We start from the raw sequence: 17,635 nt of genomic DNA, 5'->3' as shown, positions 1-17,635 counted from the left end.
ACGGGGCACGCCCCGCGGAACGCTCTAGCATCGCTCTCAGCGATGTAATCTCAGAATACTGCTTCCCCATCGACGAGCGGACGGCCGCGGTGTGTCGCGATCTGGCTCAGGGCAAGGCGACGATCCGGAGCGTCACCGCCGGCTAAGGTCGGCGCCCTGTTGCTCGAGGATGCGCAGGACGTTCCCGCCCCACATCTTCGCGAGATCTGCGTCCGAATAGCCGGCGCGCTTCAACCGCTCCGTGACGCGCGGCAGGGCCGAGATGTCCTCGATCCCCGGCAGGCCGCCGCCGCCGTCCCAGTCCGCGCCGAAGCAGACATGGTCGACGCCGGCAACCGCGATGACATGCAGCACCATCGCCATGTAGCGCTCGAAATCGGCGTTCCAAAGCGGCGCCGTCCGGTCGAGCTCGCGCCAGCGGCGGGCGAGCGCGACCTGCTCCTCCGGCCTGAGCGTGGCGATCTGCTCGTAGCGCGCGAACAGCGCGCCACGCTCGCCGGAGAGGTTCAGGTCGGAAAGGAAGATCGTGCTGACGCAGATCGCGCCGCCCTTGGCCGCCAGCTTGCGGATGCGGCCGTCGTCGAGATTGCGGGGATGGTCGAACGCCCAGCGGCCGCTGGAATGCGACAGCAGGATCGGCCGCTTCGACAGCTCGAGCATCTGGTCGAACGCGGCATCGGAGGCATGGCTCGCATCGATCACCATGCCGAGCCGGTTCATCTCCGCGACCCAGCGCCGCCCGAGCGGGCTGAGGCCGCCCCATCGCGGGGTGTCGGTGGCGGAATCGGCGAACTGGTTGTTCTTGCCGTGCACCGGCCCGGCGAGCCGCACGCCGCGGCGACGGAACTCGGCGAGCAGCGAGAGGTCCTCGCCGAGCGGGTAGCTGTTCTCCATGCTCTTGAAGGCGATCTTGCGGCCTTCGCGATTCAGCCGCCTCGCGTCGGCGGCCGTCAGCGCGGGGCCGACGCGGTCCGGGAAGCTGGCGATGGTCCGGTCGATCAGGTCCGACCGTCCGCGCGCGAAGGCGAGCGCGGCGGCATAGCCTTCGGAGGTGAGCGGCCCCTGGTCGGTATAGATGGCGAAGAAGCCGCCATCGAGCGCGCCGTCCTCCATCCGCTTGAGATCGACCTGCACGAGATCGGTCGCGGGATCGTGGCGCTCGCCGAAGCTCCAGCCCGGCCGCGCGAAATGCATCGGCGTGTCGAGATGCGTGTCGAGCACGAGGAAGCTCTTGTGGAGCGCCAGCGGGTCCGTGCCCGGCCGCGGGGTGGTGGCGCAGGCGCCGAGCAGCAGCAGCGCCGCGAGGGTGGCGCGCCTCACTTGGCCGCCCCCGCCACCGGACGCAGGTCGAGATCCTGATAGTCGTAGCTGAAGTCGGCGATCGGGCTCTCCGCCTTCATCGACACCCGCGCGACCTTGCCCTCCGCGTCGAGCGCGAAGGTGACATAGGCCGGCTCGATCGCCTTGTCGTCGAACCGGGTGACGAAGGTATCGTACTGCCAGTGCACCAGCCTGCCGGCCATGCGTGGCGTGGTCCTGAAGTCGATGCGGAGGCCATCCGCACCGCTGGTGACGGCCACGTCGCCGTACCAGGGATCGCGATAGGTCCCCGCATAGCGCTCGAGCGGCAGCGAGGGGCCGACCTTGGCCGGCGCGGCCTTCCCGCCGGCGACGCGCTGTTCCATGAACGCCGCGAAACGCGATGGCCAGTCCTGGTCGGACACGCCGAGATAATGGTCGACCAGCATGTGCGCGACGCCACGCAGCAGGGCGATGTCCTCGGAATTGACCACCACCGCGATTCCCACGTCCTGGTCGGGCAGCAGGATGACGTGCGTGATCGACCCGAACACGCCGCCGCCGTGCGAGATGATCCGCGCGCCGCGATAATCCTCGACCTCCCAGCCCAGCGCATAGGTGCTGAACTTGGGCGTGAGCGGCGCGAGCGCACCGGGATAGGGCGCGATCGGCTGGATCGTCACGCCCTTCCACATCTCGGCCGCCTGCGCCTCGCTGAACAGCCGCCCGCCGCCGGGCAAGACGCCATGGCCGAGCTGGATCCTGAGCCATTGCGCGAGATCGTTGGCGCTGAGCGCCAGCCCGCCGGCAGGCATCCCGGCACGGCCCAGCTCCTCGCGCTCGTCGAGCACCGAATTGGGCCCGTCGCCGCGCACTGCGCCGCCGATCCGGGCATGCGGGAAGGCGCGGTCGGGCGTCGACCAGCGCGCCTCGTAGGTGGCGGTCGCCGCGTTCATGCCGCCGCGCTTCAGCACCTCCTGGGTCATGAACTCTTCCCAGGTCTTGCCGGTGACCTCCTCGATCAGCTGGCCGGCGACGGTGTAGAGGATATTGTCATAGGCATAGCCGGAACGGAAGCTGGTCGCCGGCTTGATGAAGGCCAGCCGCCTCACCGTCTCCTTGCGCGACAGGCTGCCGCGCGGCACGAACAGCAGGTCGCCCGCGCCGAGTCCGAGGCCGCTGTGGTGGACGAGCAGGTCGCGGATCGTCATCTCGCGCGTGACCCAGGGATCGTACATGCGGAACCAGGGCATGTGGTCGATCACCCGGTCGTCCCATTTGATCGCGCCCCGGTCGACCAGGATCGCGAGCGCCGCCGCGGTGAAGGCCTTGCCGGTCGATCCGGTCTGGAAGATCGTGTCGGCATCGACCTTGGCCGGATCGCCGAGCCTGCGCACGCCCCAGCCGCGCGCCAGCGTGGTCCTGCCCTTCTCGACGACCGCCACGGCGATGCCCGGCGCGCCGGTCTTCTGGCGGAGCGCCTCCACCCATGCGTCGAAGCCGGGGGGTACGTCGGCGCGCGCGGGCGCGGCGAGCACGAGCAGCAGCGCGGGCAGCGAACGGAGAAAGCGATTCATGCGGCGACTTCTCCCCGGGGTTGTGCAGGCCCGCGGCCGAGGAGGCGCGCGAGCCCGATCGTCATCAGCGGCAGGACGAAGACGGCCAGGATCAGATAAGCGAGCAGCCGGTATCCCCCGGCGATCAGCGCGACGAGCCCGATCCGGTCGGCAACGAAGATGCACAGCAGCAGCAGGACGCCGCCGATCAGCGCGCGGGCGCGCACGCCCAGTTCCTGCCCGTGCCGCACCCGCATCACGCCCGCGATCCGCTCGTTGATCGCATGCACCGCGCCCGACCCGCTCTCGAGCAGGGCGAGGAAGATCATCGTCTGGAACAGCCAGTGGAAGGCCGGGACATGCATCTGGCGCAGCAGGAAGTCCGACGGCAGCGTCTGCGATGCGATCGCCGGATAGAAGGCGGCCATGCAGACGAAGAACAGGATCGCCGGCAGCATCGTCAGGGGTCCCGCCAGCAGGCCCGCCACCACTGCATCGCGCCGGCTGGTCAGGTGGCGCAGCACCGGCAGGATCACGACCGCGCCGACGATGTTGTAGCTCGCATAGGTGACGCCGCCGAGCGCCCATCCCTCGGCCGAACCCTGCGCGGCGAACCCCTGCGGGATGCGCTCGCCGAAGCTCCACAGGCCAAGCAGCAGGAACAGCGCGTAGACACCGTAGAGCAGGATCGAGACATATTTGAACACGCGCTCGACCGAGCCGCTGCCGAGCGCCGTCGTGACGACGATCCCGGCGGCCAGCAGCAGCGCCCCCGCATAGCCCGGCCAGCCGAACATCGCCGTGCCGATCGCCCCCGCACTCGCTCCGAACACGGCGAGGATCAGCACCACGAACACGATGTAGGCCGCCTCGAACGCGATCCATCCCGGCCCCAGCAGCGAGCGGAAGAAGGCGCGATAGTCGAGCGCCCCTACCATCCGCGCATAGGCGAAGGTGACGGTGGCGATCGCGCTCCACAGCAGCATCGCCAGCATCATGCCGGCGAGCCCACCCCATGGGCCGCTCGACAGGAAATATTCGGCGAGCTCGCGTCCGGTCGCGTAGCCGCCGCCGATGATCACCGCCTTGAGCGCGAAGCCCGGCAGCAGGAAGCGCTGGAACCAGCTCGATCCTGCCGCCGGCGCGGTCATGCGGCCGCCAGGCAGGAGTCGACCAGCGCCTCGAACGCGGGTCCGCCGCGGATCGGATCGGCGACGGGCAGGCCGAGCCGACGGCCCTCGCGCGCCATCAGCTCGGCCGCCTCCCCCTCCCCCAGCGTGGACGTGTTGAACGAGAAGCCGGCGCAGCGGATCGCCGGGTTGGTCCGCCGGCCGAGCAACGTCGTCAGTTCGACGATCTCCTCGATGCCGGTGAGCTTGTAGCCGGCCGTGCCCAGCATCTCCGTGCGGCCCGGCTCATGGCAGACCACGAACACGTCGGGCTGGCTGCCGTGGAGCAGGCCGAGCGACACGGCCGCATAGGCCGGATGAGTAAGCGCCCCCTGCCCCTCGATCACGTCCCAATGATCGGCCGGCGCGTCGGGTGAGAGCAGCTCCGCGGCGCCCGCCTCGAAGTCGGAGACGACCGCGTCCATCGGCATCCCGCCGCCCGCGATCATGATGCCGGTCTGGCCGGTCGCGCGGAAATCCGTCTCCACGCCGCGCCGGGAGAAGGCGCGCCACAGCGCCAGCGCGGTGTATTTCTTGCCCAGCGCGCAGTCGGTGCCGACGGTGAGCAGCCGCTTGCCGCTCCGCTTCCGCCCGGTCGCCACCGGGATTTGAGGCGGCGGCACCCGCACGTCGATCAGCCGGCGCCCGAGCAGATGGGCCGTCTCGGCCAGTTCGGGAATCTCGGCGAGGCGTACGTGCATGCCCGCGACCAGGTCCAGCCCCGCCTCCAGCGCCTCGACCAGCGAGGCGCGCCAGCTCGCCGGGATGATCCCACCCGGATTGGCCACGCCGATCACCAACGCCCGCGCGCCCCGCGCCCGGGCTTCGGCGGGCGTCAACGCCTCCAGGCCGGTGGTCACGGTGGCGCCGGGCAGCCGGAGCTCCCCCACGCACTTCTCCGGCGCCCAGTCCCTGAGGCCGAACGCCGTCTTGGCGAAGCCCGCGTGCTCGACGTCGCCGAGGAACAGGAGATAGGGCTGCGGCAGCGCGAGGCCTCCGGTACGCAAGGCGACAGGTGCGTTCATTTCGCGCGCGTCCACCCTCAAAAGGCCAGGTCGACCGCGAGGCCGAGCGTGCGCGGCTGCACCGGGACGGTCGACAGGAAGCCGGGATTGGTGGTCGCGACGTTGCTGGTGATCCGCCCCTCCTCGTCGGTGAGGTTGCGGGCATAGGCGCGCAGCGTCCACTTCCCGTCGAAGGTGACCGCGGCATTGAGGTCGAGCGTGGCATAGCCGTCGACCGGCACCGCCAGCGGCGAGCTCTCGACCGCGGAGATACGGTCGCCGACGATACGCAGAGCCCCGCCGATCCGCGCCCGCGCCGAGCCGCCGAGCGCGAAGCCATAGTCCGCCGTCATCGCCGCCGCGATCTTGGGCACGTTGGGCAGCTGGTCGCCGTCGGTACAGTTGCTGGTCGTCTCGGTGCACTTGGCGTCGGTGTAGGCGAAGTTCGCACCCACGCTGAGGCCGGCGACCGGCTGGATCAGCAGCGACGCCTCGACGCCCTTGCTCCGCGCGGTGCCGGCGTTGACCAGGCCGTTGATGCCCTCGGCGAAGGGGGCGGAGGTCTGCAGGTCGTTCCAGTCGAGCAGGAACACCGCGGCGTCGAAGGCGACGGCGCGATCGAGGAAACGCGCCTTGATGCCCGCCTCGTAGCTCGTCACCTTCTCGGAATCGACGGTGGAGGGAAAGCCCGGCAGCGCGATGTTCGGCCCGCCCGGACGATAGCCGCTGGCGACGCGGGCGTAGATCATCGTGTCGGGATTGACGTTGAACTGCGGGCTGACGCTGTAGGTGACGATCTCCTCCTCCGAGGTGCCCGACCCGCCCGAATCCAGCCCGAGCAGCGGAATCTGCGTCACCTGGGTGAAGGTCTGCTCGTTGCGCGCCCACCGGAGCCCGCCGCTGATGTGGAACTTCTCGCTGATCTTCCACGTCGCGTTCCCGAAGACCGCATATTCCTTGTAGGTGTTGGGCAGCGCGACGATCGCGAACGGATCAAACGCCGGCAGCACCTCGCCCGAAGCGTCGAGCGCGCGGACGACCTGGTCGTGCGTATTGTCCTCGTCGGTGTAGAAGAAGCCGAGCATCCATTCGAGCTTGTCGCTCGACGCCGAGGTGAGCCGCACCTCCTCGGTCCATTTCTTCTGGTGCAGCCGTGCCGGGTAGATCGCCAGCCCGCCCCAGATCACGCCGTAGACGCGAGAGGCGTCGCTGGTCTCGAGGATCTTGAGCTCGCTGTACGAGGTGGTCGAGCTCAGCTCCGCGAAGCCGAAGTCATAGCCGACCGTGCCCGAATAGAATTGGAAGTCGCTGGTGAAGGGCTCGGGCAGCTGCGCATTGGTGCTGAGGAAACGCGCGCCGGGCGCCAGCGGCTGGTTGCCCATGCCTTCGTAGAGAATGCTGAAATTGTCCGAATCGACCGACTGCCACAATCCGCTGAGCTTGATCGTCAGCGCGGGATCGGGCCGCCACAGCAGCGCCACGCGGCCGCCCTGCTGGACGGCGTCGTTCACGTCCTTCTCGCCGGTCTGGATGTTGTCGACGTAACCCGGCGTGTCGCGCCGCGAGTAGCTGCCGCTGATCGCCAGCTGGTCCGCGATGATCGGCACGTTCACCATCGCGCTCGCCGCCCAGCCGAGATCCTCGCCATGCGCGATGGTGAAGGCCTCGCCGCTGGCGCGGACCGACAGGTTCTGGAGGTCGGGCTGAACGGTCACATATTTGAGCAGGCCGCCGATCGAGCTGGCGCCATAGAGCGTGCCCTGCGGCCCCCGCAGCACCTCCAGCCGCTCGATGTCGTAGGGCAGCAGGTCGAGCGAGAAGGTCTGCGCGCGATTGTAGATGCCGCTCGATCCGATCGGCGCGTCGTCGAGGTACATGCCGACCGTCGCGCTCGGCCCGATCGGCGCGACGCCGCGCAGCGACAGCGTGGAGCGGCCGGGCGAACCGGCGTTGTCGACCTGCAGCCCCGGCACATAGGCCGCATAATCGGTCAGCTGCGAGCCGCCGCTGCGCTGCATCTGCTCGCCGCCGACGACGCTGATCGAGATCGGGACGTCCTGCAGCCGCTCGTCGCGCTTCTGGGCGGTGACGACGATGTCGTTGGGATCGCGGACGGTAGCGTCGGCCTGCGCATCCTGCGCAGCCGCGACGCCGGGCAGCGCAAGCGCGCCGACCGCCGCCGAAAGCGCGAGCATCGCACGAATTGCGACATGCTGATTCACCATCCGCCTCCCCCTGACATCGGCGACCGCAGCCACGCCGCCGAATGACCGGCGACGCGGGAACCGGGGCAATGACGCCATTGCCGCCTCCCTGATCGTGTTATCTGATCAGGATGTTTTATCCTAATCAGAAAAATGTCAACCTATATTGCAAATCTATTTCTCGCCGCATCCGGCTCACGCGGCGAGCGGTCCCCAGACGCTGTCGTCGCAATGGATATGGCCGGCGCGGTAGGCGATCCCCGGCACGCGATCGCGAGCAAGGAAGGTCGGGCCGTCGAGGTCGACCACGTCGCAGAGCTGGCCAACCAGGAACGACGGCGCCATCGCCAGGCTCGTCCCCATCATGTTGCCGACCATCACGCCGAGCCCGAGTTCCTGCGCCCGCCGCGCCATCGCCAGCGCCTCGGTCAGGCCGCCGCACTTGTCGAGCTTGATGTTGATCGTGTCGAACCGCCCGGCCATGGCCTCGACGTCGGCGAGGCCGAGCACGCTCTCGTCGGCCGCGATCGGAATGGGCGAGTCGAACCCGTCGAGATCCGCCTCGCGCCCGCGCGCCAGCGGCTGCTCGACCAGCCGGACGTCGAGATCGGCCAGTCCCTCCACCAGCCGCGCGAGGTCGGCGACCGCATAGCCCTGGTTGGCGTCGACACCGATCCAGCATTCCGGCCGCACCGCGCGCACTGCCCTCACGCGGGCGAGATCGAGATCAAGCTCCCCGGTCAGCTTGAGCTTGAGCGCGCGCGCCTCCGGGAAATCCCGCACCGCCGCCTCGGCCATCACCGCCGGCTCGTCGGCGCCCAGTGTGAAGGTGGTGAGCAACGGTTCGGGCTCCGGCAGTCCGGCCAGCGCCCAGACCGGCGTGCCGCTCGCCTTCGCCTCCAGCTCCCACAGCGCGCAGTCGATCGCATTGCGCCCCCCGCACGGCGGCAGCGCGGCCTGCAGATCCTCCCGCGTCATCCCCCGCGTGAGCGGCTCACGCACGCTCTCGATCGTGGCGGTCATCGCGGCGACGTCGTCCCCCAGATAGAAGACGCCCCCGCCCTCCCCGCGGCCGGCATGGACGCCGTCGGAGACCTCGACCACCACCACCGAGGATTCGGTGAAGACATGGCCGGCGATGCGGAACGGCTTGGCATAGGCGAACCGCTCCACCCGCACGTCGACCGAGCGCCGCTGCGCCATGGCTCAGAAGGCTGTGCCGAAGCTGATCAGCTTGAACACCAGCGCCGTCCACAGGACGAAGAAGGCGCCGAGCAGCAGCAATACCGCCCACAGCGTCGCGAACCATCCGCGCCTGCCCCGGAAGGCGAGCCACAGGTTCCACGCGGCGAGGCCGAATAGGCCGAGGAAGCCGATCGTGCCGACGACCTGGAGCAGCAGGATCAGCCAGTCGGTCTTGCCGTGGGTATCGAAATTCTCGATCCCCGAAATGACGACCGCCCAGCCGGCCAGCACCAGCAGCACCAGCCACGAGACGCCGCGCGTGAGGCGATAGGCCTTGCGCGCGTTACCCTCCAGCGCCAGCGCCGCACCATAGCGCCGCCGCGCGATCCAGCCGGCGGGCCAGGAGACCGCGGTCACCAGGATCACCGCCAGCGCAAAGATCAGCGCCGGGATCAGCCAGCTGCCGCTCGCGTACCAGGGCGTGCGGTCCCACACCATGAACGGCGAGACCATCGCGAAGGTCCAGCGCACCACCTTGCCGTCCTTGACCTGGGCGGCGAGCCGCTCATGGCCATAGGCGTCCTCCCAGATGAAGGGCGCGACCTCGATCCACTTGCGCGGCGCCCCGCCGAGCGCGGGAACGCCGGCGATCAGCGGCCGCCCGTCGTCATCGAGGCCCACCTTCATCTCGCCGAGCAGGCTGACGATCGAGGCGAAGCTCGATTCGATCCGCCGGCTGACGGTCCAGTTGCCCGCCAGCATCCTGGCGTGTTCCTTGGCGGTCGCCAGTTCGACCGGCGGCTTGCGAGGGCCGGAGGCGAGGTACCGGTCGACGAACTCGTCCATCAGCGCGCCGCGAATCCCGTTGGGGGCGCCGTCCTTGCCCGCGCTGTTCATCGAGATGAACACGCCGACCTTCTCCGCCGGGAAGATCATCAGTTCGGTATGGAAATAGACGGTGTCGCCGCCGTGGCCGATCGCGCGGTGGCCGTCGATCCACTGCTCGTAGAAGCCGAGCGCCATCTGGTTGTTGCCCGGCACGCTCTTGTTCTGCGCTGTGTGCATCAGCCGCGCCGTCTCGGGCTTCAGCAGCGGGCCGCCGTCGTTGAGGTGCGCGATCATGAACTTCGCCATGTCCGCCCCGCTCGATGCGGCGGCGCCGGCGGGGGCGAGGCCGATCAGCTCGTAGCGCTGCGCCTTGCCCGAGCCCAGCTCATAGCCCTGCGACATCAGCGGCCTCAGCTTGGCCGGCAGCGGCTGGCGGAAGCTGGTGTGCGCCATGCCGAGCCGCTGGAAGATGTTGCGCTCGACATAATCGTCGAACTTCATCCCGGAGACGCGCTCGACGATATAGCCGGCCAGCGCGGTGGCATAGTTGGAATAGGCCGGCGTCGACCCGGGCGCGAAGATCCGTTCCGGTATACGCTCCTTGAGCACGTCGCCCAGCGGCTTGACCGGCTTGTCGAAGGCGAGCAGCCCCTTGATGATCTCCTCGAACCCCGAAGTGTGGGTCATGATCTCGCGCAGCGTCAGCGGCTTGCCGCGATAGGGCGGGATCCTGAAATCGAGATAGCGGTTCACGTCGGCGTCGAGGTCGAGCTTGCCGGCCTCGACCTGCTGCATCACCGCGGTCCAGGTGAACAGCTTCGAGGTCGAGCCGGGCCGGAACAGCGTCCGCTCCGGATCGACGGGCTTCCGCGCCGCGACATCGGCATAGCCGAAGCCGCGCTGGGTGAGCACCTGCCCGTCCTTGACCACCACGACCACCGCGCCGGCGACGTCACCGCGGGCGAGCGCATAGGGCATGTAGCCGTCGAGCCAGGCATCGACATCGGCCTTGGTCAACGTCCCGGCCCCCGCGGGAGCCGGCGGCAACGCCGGGGCTGCAGCCGCCTTGGGCGCAGGCTCCGGAACCAATGACGGCGACTGCTGCGTGAACGCGGGAACGGCGGCAGCGAGGCCGAGCAGCCCCGCCAGTCCGAGTTTGAGCGCGTGCTTCCACATGGATCGCGAACCCCCTTCGCTTTGGCCGTGCGGCCTGCGGTCGATTGCGTCGTCAGGCGGGAACGACTAGTCTGGCGCCTGACATGAAACATTCTCGTCCTGATTGGGACATCATGATCCTATTTAGAAAATTGTCAAACGGTCGCGAACAGGCGCGGGGTCGGGCGATATGAAGCAGGCGCACCCTACGCTCGGCACGCTGCTCAAGGGTCTGCGTGCGCGCAACGACTGGACGCTCAAGGAAATGAGCGAGCGCAGCGGCATTCCGGTGTCGACGCTGTCCAAGGTCGAGCACGACCGGCTCACCCTCACCTACGACAAGCTGCTGCAGCTCAGCCAGCGGCTCAACATCCGCATGTCCGAGCTGTTCGCCGAGAATGCGGCGACGCCGGAGGTGGCGGTGACCGCGCGCCGCAGCATCGGCGATCTCGATCGCGCGGTGCGCGTCAACACGCGCAACTACGATTACTACTATCTCTGCACCGAGCTGCGCCGGAAGCGCATGATCCCGGTGCTGACCCGCGTGCGCGCCAAGTCGGCCGAGGAGTTCGGCGACCTCGTCCACCACAGCGGCGAGGAGTTCATCTTCGTCGTCAGCGGCCGCATCGTCGTCCATACCGAGTTCTACGATCCGGTGCCGCTGGAGGAGGGCGAATCGATCTACATCGATTCGAACATGGGCCATGCCTATGTGACCGGCGACGGCTGCGACGAGGCGGTGATCCTCGGCGTGTGCTCGAGCGCTGAGGACGGGCTGATGGATTCGCTGATCAACCTGCACACCGAGGAAGCGGACCGGGAGGTAACGCAGGCCTGACCCGCCCGCCGCTCGTCCGGATTGAAGCCTCCCTGAGTGAGGCCCGAGGTAGTCGAGCGCGGTCGCCCCGTGACGATGTGCGACAGGGCGTCGATAGCGATCTCGAGCCACAGGCACAGCATGGCCGATACGCTGTTCCGCAAGGAGGTAGGGCGGGTGAACCAGGCAATGAAGCCTGCGAACGTCACCCAGACCTTGAGGGAATGCGCCGCTCAGGCCGTGGGACTCCGGAGGAGCCATGCTCCGGAGCCCACGGCCCGAGCGGCGCTTCCGGGGAGGGGATTACATCCGGATGCGCAGGCCCACGGAAACAAGCCGGCCGATCGGGTTCGACACGAAGCCGTTATAGCCCACGCGCCGCCCAGGATGCCCGCGGTGTTGCCGTTGTAGAACGGCGGATTCTTGTCGAAGATGTTCTGGGCGTCGACATAGACCTGCCAGCCCCGGGCGAAGTTGTCGCCTTGGAACTCATATTGAACGTGCAAATCGAACGTATTGTTGGCCTTCACCTTGTCGCCGCCGCCGACCGGGTTGCCGGCCGAGTTGTTCGTCCACCCGCCATCTATGGCACGCATCAGCGCCGCGGGTTCGCCGCTCGACTGGACGTTGAAGTCCCATGCGCACCATTGACAGCCGGGGGAGCAGACATGGCGGGGAAATAGATCTTAATTTGACCGTAACGCGGCCGCAGTGGTCACCTATCCGAAGCCTTTGGACGCAACCGCGCTCCAGCACGAGAAGCCTCTGGTTCATGCAGCCAAGATGGTGCGCTCAGCGCTCTCAGACTCGGATTCCCGGCCACTTCTGACCGTGACCGTGACCGAATCCCTTCACTCGCTCCAGCGCCAATACCCCTGGGTCGCCAAGCGGCTGACCTGTCGTAAGCTCATCATTTTCGTTGAGCGGCCAGGATGAGTCGATGAGAGCGCGGAGACGAGGACTGACCTCCTCGCGCGATTCGGGTGTGTCATCGTTGAGCAGTCTATGGTGGTCGCGGACCTCGCGCCGATAGCACGTCGATGACGAACCGCGGCTACTTGCGCAGGATCTTCTCCATTGGCTTGCCCCTCGCAAGTTCGTCGACCAGCTTGTCGAGGTATCGGAGCTCCCGCATGAGCGGCTCCTCGATTTCCTCGACGCGGACACCGCAGACCACACCGGTAATCAGCGAGCGCGACGGATTCATCTGCGGGGCCTGTGCGAAGAAATCTTCGAAGGGCGTCCCCTTGGCCAGATGCTCGTCGAGCAGCTCCTGGCTGTACCCGGTCAGCCAACGGATGATCTCGTCGACCTCGGCCTTCACGCGTCCTTTCCTTTCCGCCTTGGCGATATAATGGGGGTACACGCTTGCAACGCTGATCGAGTAAATGCGGTGCTTGTTCATGCGACCTCCGAAGCGTTGTGCAGATCATCCCGCGCAATCGGGGAAGCGATGCGCATTGCCGGCCCGGTCCGGCAACGATAGCATGACGGGCTTGGCGATGGACAGGAGTGGTGATGATCGCGCCCCGTATTGGACCGGCGTCGAGATTACGCGTGATCTGCATCGGAATATTGGTGATGGCCGCTGTTCCGATCGACGCACAGCCAAGACCAACGACGATCCCACTTTCACCATATATGGGTGTAATCTGGTCGTTTGAGGCCGAAGTTGCAGGCAAGCGGCAGACGTTCTTGTTCGATACTGCTGGCGGGATCACCGCGATCACGCCGGAGACCGCGGCAGAAATAGGCTGCGCTCCCTGGGGACAACTCAGCGGTTTTCGCATGCGTGGAGACCGGATCGACCTGAAGCGCTGCGAGAATGTGACGCTGCGCAGCGGTGGTGCTACTCTTGTCGCTCCGACAGCTGGGGTTCTCGACTTCTCCAAGCTGCTGCCCAAGGATGCTCCGCCGGTCGCCGGCTCGATCGCCCTCGACAGCTTCGCCGGAAAGGTCGTGACCATTGACCTCGCCCATCGTCAGATTGTCCTCGAGACACCCGCAAGCATGAAGCGACGCATCGCCGGGGCCAGGGAGGTCGAGTTCCGCCTCGGCCGAGAGGTATCCGGGCACGCGATAACCCCGTTTGTCGCTGTGACGACACCCAAGGGCAAGCTCTGGATGGAACTGGATACCGGCAGCGACGGATCGATCGTTATCGGCAGGCACAATGCCGAACTCTTCTCGATGAAGGTTGACGACCCGTCGCCTCAGCGGTTTCAAGGCGAACTGGCTGGCGGGGTGCCACTGGCGGCGGCTGACGCGCGTTCCATGCCCCTTATAATCGACGGCAATATCGGAGTGCCGATCCTCAGAAATTGGATCCTCACCATGGATCTGGCGCACGGTCGCGCATGGATATCGAGCGCGAGTTCCGACGATTAATAGACCGGCCGGCACCCACTACCCATGACATTTGTCACGCTGACGAAGCGTGGCGGAACCGGGTCGGGGCGGGTACCGAGCGTCGGCAGTACTTGAACGCCGGCGAGCAAAAAGCCATTCGTGCTTGTGTCATATTAGTCAGATAATCCTGGGAGAGCGACGCTTTGTGCAGCCATCACACCGATCGCCGTCAGTTCCTGGGCTGCACAGCTGCCGTTGCGGTCACTGCAACCAGCGCGCCGATCGTGGCGCAGCGTTCCGCCCCCACGACCGCGGGGTCGTCGCCGCCGAACCGCGCGCCGCTCGCACCCCAGCCCTTCTATCTGCTGCCAACGGGCGCGATCCGACCGGGCGGATGGCTGCGGAAGCAGTTGCAGATCCAGGCCGATGGCATGGGTGGGCGGATCGACGAGACCTGGCCCGATCTGGGCCCCGACAGCGGCTGGCTGGGCGGCAAAGGCGAAAGCTGGGAGCGCGGCCCCTATTTCCTCGACGGGCTGGTACCGCTGGCATGGATGCTCGATTCCGCGCCGCTCAAGGCCAAGGCCATGAAGTTCATCGACTGGACACTCGACAACCCTGCCCCCAACGGGATGATCGGCCCGCGCAGCAACGATGACTGGTGGCCGCGCATGGTGATGCTGAAAGTGCTCACGCAATATCATGAGTTGACCCAGGATCCGCGCGTCATTCCGGTGATGACCAACTACTTCCATCACCAGCTGGCGGAGATGCCCAGGCGCCCGCTGCGCGATTGGGGCCGGTCGCGCTGGCAGGACGAGGTCGTGTCGGTGGTCTGGCTCTACAACCGCACCGGCGATACCAAGCTGCTCGAACTGGCCAAGCTGCTCAAGCAGCAGGGCTATGACTGGCAGGGGCTGTTCGGACCGAACTATCCCTATCGCACGAAGACGATCAAGGCGAAGATCGGCCTCGACAAGACCGGCGCGGAGAGCACCGCCAACGGGCTGGCGGACCATGCGCAGACGCTGCACGGCGTCAACAACGCGCAGGCGCTGAAAGCGTCTCCGGTGTGGTCGGTGGTGTCGGGCAGCGACGAGGATCGCAAAGCGATCCACAACCAGCTGGCGATCCTCGACCGCTATCACGGCCTGCCGATCGGCATCTATTCGGCAGACGAGCATCTTGCCGGACGCAGCCCCAGTCAGGGCGTCGAGCTGTGCGCGATCGTCGAGGCGATGTATTCGCTCGAGCTCGGCCTCGCCATCACCGGCGATGCCGCGCTGGGCGATCGGGTCGAGCGCATTGCGTATAACGCGCTGCAAGCGACCTTCACCGACGACATGTGGGCGCATCAATACGATCAGCAGCCCAACCAGATCCGCTGCGCCAGGGAAGAAGGCCCGTGGACGACCAACGGACCCGAGGCGAACCTGTTCGGGCTGGAGCCTAATTTCGGCTGTTGTACCGCCAATTTCCATCAGGGCTGGCCCAAGCTGGTCGCGAGCCTGTGGATGGCATCGGCCGAGGGTGGGCTGGCCAAGACGATCTACGGCCCGTGCGAGGTCGCGGCCAGCGTTGGCGGCGTGCCGGTGAAGCTGCGCGAGGAGACCGACTATCCGTTCCGGGATCAGGTGACGATCCATGTCGATCCGGTCCGCCCGACGCGTTTCCCGATGGCGCTGCGCGTTCCCGGCTGGGCGAAGACGGCGAGCATACGCGTCAATGGCGAGGCGGTCGCGGGCGCCGCCGCGGGAAAATTCGCCAGGATCGATCGCGAATGGACGGCCGGCGACAAAGTCGAACTGCGCTTCACCGCCGAGGCGCGGCGCGTCGCCTCCCCCCATGGCAGTTTCGTCGAGCAGGGACCTTTGGTGTTCTCGCTGCCGATCACCGAAAATTGGCATAAGCTGCGAGACCGCGGGCTGACCGCCGACTGGGCGGTGCTGCCCGCGGGCGAGTGGCGCTATGCGCTGGCCGATGATGCGCCGATCGAGCGGGTCGAGCGTGCGATCGGCCCGGTGCCCTTCTCGCGCCGCAGTCCGCCGGTGGTGCTGGTGACGCACGGCTATCGCCTGACGGCGGCCGACTGGGACGAGCAGGACAACGCCGCCGCCCCGCCGCCCGCGACGGCGGTGGCGAAGGGCAAGCCGGAAAAGCTGGTGCTGATGCCCTATGCGGCGCCGAAGCTGAGGATCACGAGTTTTCCGATGGCGAAGAAGGTTTAGCCGGTTGTCCCCCGTGAAAGCGAGGGAGTACGCGCTCACACACACTCATACGCGCCTCACGGAAATACGGCGGCCGAGGCACTGGGGGCCCGTCCGCCACTAAAAGGCCGGCCCAGTGGACTGTCCGCTTAAGGGAGACGGTTCGCGATAGCTGCCGTGCTCCCAAAAACTTGCCCGATGGTCGCTTTCCGACAATTCAAATCACATACGGCCCTTACGGAATCAGCAGGAGCTTGCCCGTGGTGGCCCGACTCTCCATCGCCGCGTGCGCCTCGGCAGCATCGGCCAGCGCGTAGTCCCGGGCAGCCGCGACGTGGAGCTTGCCTTGGCGCACCCAATCGAACAGGCGCGCCGTGCGGGCGCGCAGCAATTCGGGGGTGTGGATATGGTCGGAAAATACCGCATAGCCGAGCTTGATGCTGCGAGGCAGGCTCATGATGTCGATCCGCCCGGGGCCACCCAGCACCGGGCCATACCAGCAGAAGGTTCCGGAGCGGCGTAGCGCGGCCAGCGATCCTTCAAAGGTCGCGGGGCCGGAGCCGTCATAGACGACGTGCACGCCCTCGTCACCGGTCAGACGGAACACCTCGGAGGCGAAATCGCCCTCGGTGTCGACGATCACATGGTCCGCGCCGGCGGCCTTGGCGGCCGCGACCTTGGCCGCGCTGGAAACCCGCCCGATGACCGTGCCGCCGCGTAGCTTGATGATCTGGGTGAGCAGTTGTCCCAGCCCGCCTGCGGCCGCATGCACCAGCGCGACATCGCCCGGCTGGACCGGATAGAAGTCCGTCGCGAAATGGCTGGCGGTGAGCCCCTGCATCATCAACGAGGCTGCAGTGCGATCGTCGATATCGTCAGGCACCGGCACGAGCGCGGCGGCGGGGATGGCGACCCGCTCGGCATAGCTGCCGGGGGCATAGACCCAGGCGACGCGCTGCCCGACCGCGAGATCGGTCACGCCCTCGCCCAGCGCGATGATGCGGCCGGTGCCCTCGACGCCGAGCGCGCGCGGCAGCGGCATCTCGTGCCATGCCATTCCCTGGCGCACGCCCACGTCCATGAAGTTCACGCCACTCGCGGCGACCTCGATCAGCACCTCGCCGGAGCCTGGAACGGGCTCCGGCAGGTCCAGCAGTTCGAGCACTTCGGGGCCACCGATCGCAGTCATCGCAATGGTCTTCATCTTGAAACTCCTTATTGAATGATCATTCCAGAATTGAACAAAAAAAGATCAGCGCAGCGCGCGTAGGGTGAGGTCGACAAGCGTGGAGAGCTGCGCCGGCCCGGCGCCCGCGCGCGCGGCGAGGCGGAGGCTGGAGATCGTCGTGATCAGAAAGGTCGCGAGATGGTCGAGGTCAAGATCGGCCGCGACGTCGCCCTGCGTCTGCGCTTGGGCCAGGGCCTCCTTCACGGTGCGGGTCAGCGTGGCGCTCGAAGCTTCGCGGAGCTTCACCAGCTCGGGCCGGGTGCAGCCGAACTCGACGGTGGCGCTAAGGCCTAGGCAGGCTTGCCTCGCTTCGGCCGCGACGCGATCGAACATCGCGCGAATCCCCTCGATCGCTCGCTCGCGGCTCGCCAGCATCTCGGCATGCGTCCGCACTTCGTCCTGCGAATAACGCCTCACCGCCGCGCGGTAGATGCCCCATTTGTCGCCGAACGTGTCGTACAGGCTCTGACGACCGATCCCCATCGCATCTACGAGCATCTGCGCCGAAGTGCCCTCGAAGCCATGCTCGCGGAACACCGCTATCGCAGCCTCCACGGCGGCATCGACGTCGAATTCCTTGGGCCGGGCCATGCTGAGAAGATAATGTACTGGAACGATCGTTCAAGATGTGTTT

The 17,635-nt window shown here is 67.2% G+C and carries 14 protein-coding genes; 3 read left to right on the top strand and 11 right to left on the bottom strand.

Features of this window, described 5'->3' with window-relative positions:
- Positions 1–132: 132 nt before the first annotated feature.
- The 7 genes from LZK98_RS06315 to LZK98_RS06285 form a co-directional block, all read right to left on the bottom strand.
- Positions 133–1,320, bottom strand: a complete 1,188-nt coding sequence (locus tag LZK98_RS06315) for a dipeptidase (RefSeq protein WP_233785556.1) — start codon at positions 1,318–1,320, stop codon at positions 133–135.
- Positions 1,317–2,876, bottom strand: coding sequence for a serine hydrolase (locus LZK98_RS06310; RefSeq protein ID WP_233785555.1), 1,560 nt, complete (start codon positions 2,874–2,876; stop codon positions 1,317–1,319). The genes LZK98_RS06315 and LZK98_RS06310 overlap by 4 nt, the downstream gene beginning before the upstream one ends.
- The gene (locus tag LZK98_RS06305; protein WP_233785554.1) at positions 2,873–4,006 is read right to left on the bottom strand and encodes a YkvI family membrane protein; all 1,134 of its coding nucleotides are present in this window, start codon (positions 4,004–4,006) and stop codon (positions 2,873–2,875) included. Before LZK98_RS06305 ends, LZK98_RS06310 begins: the two co-directional genes overlap by 4 nt.
- Entirely contained in the window at positions 4,003–5,049 is a 1,047-nt protein-coding gene (locus tag LZK98_RS06300) for a DUF1611 domain-containing protein (protein WP_233785553.1), read from the bottom strand. Before LZK98_RS06300 ends, LZK98_RS06305 begins: the two co-directional genes overlap by 4 nt.
- Positions 5,050–5,066: 17 nt before the next feature.
- A complete protein-coding gene (locus LZK98_RS06295) occupies positions 5,067–7,253 on the bottom strand; it encodes a TonB-dependent receptor (RefSeq protein WP_233785552.1) in 2,187 nt (728 codons plus the stop codon).
- 174 nt (positions 7,254–7,427) lie between these two features.
- The gene (locus tag LZK98_RS06290; protein WP_233785551.1) at positions 7,428–8,435 is read right to left on the bottom strand and encodes a dipeptide epimerase; all 1,008 of its coding nucleotides are present in this window, start codon (positions 8,433–8,435) and stop codon (positions 7,428–7,430) included.
- A 3-nt stretch (positions 8,436–8,438) separates the two neighbouring features.
- Entirely contained in the window at positions 8,439–10,421 is a 1,983-nt protein-coding gene (locus tag LZK98_RS06285) for a serine hydrolase domain-containing protein (RefSeq protein ID WP_233785550.1), read from the bottom strand.
- A 169-nt stretch (positions 10,422–10,590) separates the two neighbouring features.
- Here LZK98_RS06285 and LZK98_RS06280 point away from each other — a divergent pair, with 169 nt between their 5' ends.
- Entirely contained in the window at positions 10,591–11,238 is a 648-nt protein-coding gene (locus LZK98_RS06280; protein WP_233785549.1) for a helix-turn-helix domain-containing protein, read from the top strand.
- 212 nt (positions 11,239–11,450) lie between these two features.
- Here LZK98_RS06280 and LZK98_RS06275 read toward each other — a convergent pair whose 3' ends face one another.
- Both LZK98_RS06275 and LZK98_RS06270 read right to left on the bottom strand, forming a co-directional pair.
- The gene (locus LZK98_RS06275; RefSeq protein WP_233785548.1) at positions 11,451–11,813 is read right to left on the bottom strand and encodes a TonB-dependent receptor; all 363 of its coding nucleotides are present in this window, start codon (positions 11,811–11,813) and stop codon (positions 11,451–11,453) included.
- 458 nt (positions 11,814–12,271) lie between these two features.
- Positions 12,272–12,622 (bottom strand): DUF2200 domain-containing protein, encoded by a 351-nt coding sequence (locus LZK98_RS06270; RefSeq protein WP_233785547.1) that lies wholly within the window; start codon positions 12,620–12,622, stop codon positions 12,272–12,274.
- Positions 12,623–12,735: 113 nt separating this feature from the next.
- Here LZK98_RS06270 and LZK98_RS06265 point away from each other — a divergent pair, with 113 nt between their 5' ends.
- Both LZK98_RS06265 and LZK98_RS06260 read left to right on the top strand, forming a co-directional pair.
- Positions 12,736–13,605, top strand: coding sequence for a retropepsin-like domain-containing protein (locus LZK98_RS06265; RefSeq protein ID WP_233785546.1), 870 nt, complete (start codon positions 12,736–12,738; stop codon positions 13,603–13,605).
- 245 nt (positions 13,606–13,850) lie between these two features.
- On the top strand, positions 13,851–15,794 hold the full coding sequence (locus LZK98_RS06260; protein WP_233785545.1) for a beta-L-arabinofuranosidase domain-containing protein: 1,944 nt from the start codon (positions 13,851–13,853) through the stop codon (positions 15,792–15,794).
- Positions 15,795–16,008: 214 nt separating this feature from the next.
- On the opposite strand, the gene LZK98_RS06255 is transcribed toward LZK98_RS06260, so the two are convergent.
- Together LZK98_RS06255 and LZK98_RS06250 are read right to left on the bottom strand one after the other, a co-directional pair.
- The gene (locus tag LZK98_RS06255) at positions 16,009–16,977 is read right to left on the bottom strand and encodes a quinone oxidoreductase family protein (RefSeq protein ID WP_233785544.1); all 969 of its coding nucleotides are present in this window, start codon (positions 16,975–16,977) and stop codon (positions 16,009–16,011) included.
- Between the two features lie 48 nt (positions 16,978–17,025).
- On the bottom strand, positions 17,026–17,592 hold the full coding sequence (locus tag LZK98_RS06250; protein ID WP_233785543.1) for a TetR/AcrR family transcriptional regulator: 567 nt from the start codon (positions 17,590–17,592) through the stop codon (positions 17,026–17,028).
- Positions 17,593–17,635 lie beyond the last annotated feature (43 nt).

The organism is Sphingomonas cannabina (assembly GCF_021391395.1).
Classification (GTDB): domain Bacteria; phylum Pseudomonadota; class Alphaproteobacteria; order Sphingomonadales; family Sphingomonadaceae; genus Sphingomonas; species Sphingomonas cannabina.
The sequence above is the reverse complement of the archived record's forward strand: the minus strand, read 5'-3'. Positions and strand labels throughout refer to the sequence as shown.

Excerpts from the sequence above, each read along its gene's own strand:
- LZK98_RS06310 (WP_233785555.1), bottom strand. The coding sequence starts at position 2,876 with ATGAATCGCTTTCTCCGTTCGCTGCCCGCGCTGCTGCTCGTGCTCGCC.
- LZK98_RS06305 (WP_233785554.1), bottom strand. The coding sequence starts at position 4,006 with ATGACCGCGCCGGCGGCAGGATCGAGCTGGTTCCAGCGCTTCCTGCTG.
- LZK98_RS06300 (WP_233785553.1), bottom strand. The coding sequence starts at position 5,049 with ATGAACGCACCTGTCGCCTTGCGTACCGGAGGCCTCGCGCTGCCGCAG.
- LZK98_RS06295 (WP_233785552.1), bottom strand. The coding sequence starts at position 7,253 with ATGGTGAATCAGCATGTCGCAATTCGTGCGATGCTCGCGCTTTCGGCG.
- LZK98_RS06290 (WP_233785551.1), bottom strand. The coding sequence starts at position 8,435 with ATGGCGCAGCGGCGCTCGGTCGACGTGCGGGTGGAGCGGTTCGCCTAT.
- LZK98_RS06285 (WP_233785550.1), bottom strand. The coding sequence starts at position 10,421 with ATGTGGAAGCACGCGCTCAAACTCGGACTGGCGGGGCTGCTCGGCCTC.
- LZK98_RS06280 (WP_233785549.1), top strand. The coding sequence starts at position 10,591 with ATGAAGCAGGCGCACCCTACGCTCGGCACGCTGCTCAAGGGTCTGCGT.
- LZK98_RS06275 (WP_233785548.1), bottom strand. The coding sequence starts at position 11,813 with ATGCGTGCCATAGATGGCGGGTGGACGAACAACTCGGCCGGCAACCCG.
- LZK98_RS06270 (WP_233785547.1), bottom strand. The coding sequence starts at position 12,622 with ATGAACAAGCACCGCATTTACTCGATCAGCGTTGCAAGCGTGTACCCC.
- LZK98_RS06265 (WP_233785546.1), top strand. The coding sequence starts at position 12,736 with ATGATCGCGCCCCGTATTGGACCGGCGTCGAGATTACGCGTGATCTGC.
- LZK98_RS06255 (WP_233785544.1), bottom strand. The coding sequence starts at position 16,977 with ATGAAGACCATTGCGATGACTGCGATCGGTGGCCCCGAAGTGCTCGAA.
- LZK98_RS06250 (WP_233785543.1), bottom strand. The coding sequence starts at position 17,592 with ATGGCCCGGCCCAAGGAATTCGACGTCGATGCCGCCGTGGAGGCTGCG.